The following is a 2,109-nucleotide window of genomic DNA, read 5'->3' as shown; positions in this document are numbered from 1 at the left end:
GCCACGGCCCTGCTCCCCGGCGCGAGCCGCTTCGATGGCGGCATTCAAGGCCAGCAGGTTGGTCTGCTCAGCGACGCTCTTGATTACATCCAGCACCTTGGAAATGCTGCCGCTTTCCTGCTCCACTGAAGAGATGGCGTTGCGCGAAGCATCCATATGGCCAAACAGCTGATTGATACCGGCCACCGCCTGATTGACCTGCACCAGCCCCTGCTCGCACTCGGCACCGATCTGACTGGCTTTGCCCGAGGCGGTATGGGTGTTGCGGCTGACTTCGTGAACACTGGCGACCAGCTCACTCATGGAGGTGGCAATCTGGTCCAGCTCGACCGTCTGCATCGCCACGCTTTCGCTACTGGACTGCGCATTTTCGTTCACGGTCGTGGCTTTGACGGTGGTCGATTCAGAAATGTTGGCCACTTCGGTGATCAGGGAGCGCATCTTGATCTGCATCTGATTGAAGTCGTTCGACAGTTCACCCAGCTCGTCGCTGGCGTCAGTGCGGATGTCCTGACTCAGATCCCCTTCCGACACACGACGGGTACCGGTGCGGATGGTCTTGATGGCGCCATGCACTGACACATAGAAACCGGCGAACAGATAGACAATCAGCAGCACCATCACCACCTGAATCGAAGACCAGGCAATCAGTGCCGCACGTTTATTCTGCAAGCGCTGATCAAGAATGCCGGACACTTCATCCAGCAACTGCTGACGGCCGTTCTCCAGCGCCGCCGTCGCCTGATCATACCCCTCAAAATGTGACCGCCATTGGGCCGGTGCCTTGTCATCGTAGGAGAAACTGCCAGTGGCATATTTGGTGATTACTGCCGTCTGGAAGCGGCCCAGAATAGCCTTGCTGGAATCAATAATGGCCTGCTGCATCGGCTGATCGGCAGCCGTGCCTTCGGTGATCGCTTTCAGCTCATTGACCAGATTGAACACGCCGGGTTTGGAGGCTGACTCAAGAAAACCATAGGCGACAATATAGGCGTTGTAGGTACGCGCTTTGGACAGGGTGACATAGGCCGGTATCAGCGAGTTGAGCATGAAGTCGACATCGTTATACAGCCTGTCGTTTTCGTCCTTGCTCAGGTGCGCCCGGCTGGCCACCGACTTGATAATCTCTCGCAGATGCTCAGGTTGGGTGAAGTTGCTGACGTAGAGGGTATCGACGGGAACACTGGTGCTGCTACCCTGCTCTGTCCCTTTGCTGTCCTTATCGATGGCCAGACCTGCATAACGGCTGCCATTCACCGCGCTGTTGTATTGCGCCACGCTGGCGTCGTAACGCTGCTGGTAGTCTTTGACGGCAGAGGTGACATCCTCTTCATTGCGCGCCATGGAAACCACTTTGGCGCCAGCCAGCTTCTGTGACGCTTCGAACACATCCAGCAAGCGGGTGATGACCCCCAGACCTTCCTGCTCCGAGCGGGCGTTTTGCATGTCCTTGTACAGGCTGCTGAGCTTGTCAACGGACAGCCAGCAGAACGGCAGCATAAATACCAGGAAAATGATCAGAAATTTGTACGCATAGCGCGTACGGTTCATTAAATAGAGCACAGGCCGCAGCAAAAACATTCCATCCCCTGGGCAGATATCTGCAAGTTATGGTTTAGCTGTATCAAAAAGATACGTTGGGTATTGGTGCCCGAATATACCTATTGAGCCAAAACAAATAAACCTGCAATAAAAAGGGAAATTTAACGCCTGCGACCTGAACTCTCCAGATCACACCCCTTGCACCAGATCAGAACCAAAAACCGCCTATAAATCAGCCTTATGCACAAGCATGATGCACCTGCAGCGCTCCACACAGCATGGCAGCCTTTTACAGACGAAACACAAAACACAAATATAAACACCGATATAAACAGAGCACCTATTCCAATTCAAAATCGGGGCTTTATTCAAAAGCCGCAATTACCAGCAGCAATATTCCTTAACCACAGCACAGGAATTGCCAGCAATAGAATTGAATTAAGGAAATGCAGTGAATAACCCACCGTTAACACGGTGGGTTGATGACACCCTGACGGGTCAGCAGGGTATTGGCCAGCACCCGGTCCGCTCTGGCCATGCGCCGCGATAGCATGCGTTGCGCCATCT

General features: G+C 53.9%; 1 protein-coding gene. It reads right to left on the bottom strand.

Annotation, left to right across the window (positions count from 1 at the left end):
- Nucleotides 1-1,581, bottom strand: a 1,581-nt coding sequence (locus WH50_RS25985) for a methyl-accepting chemotaxis protein (RefSeq protein WP_110190391.1), incomplete at its 3' end; no start/stop codon positions are given.
- Nucleotides 1,582-2,109: the final 528 nt, after the last annotated feature.

This window comes from Pokkaliibacter plantistimulans, assembly GCF_003194385.1.
Lineage (GTDB): Bacteria > Pseudomonadota > Gammaproteobacteria > Pseudomonadales > Balneatricaceae > Pokkaliibacter > Pokkaliibacter plantistimulans.
The sequence above is the reverse complement of the archived record's forward strand: the minus strand, read 5'-3'. Positions and strand labels throughout refer to the sequence as shown.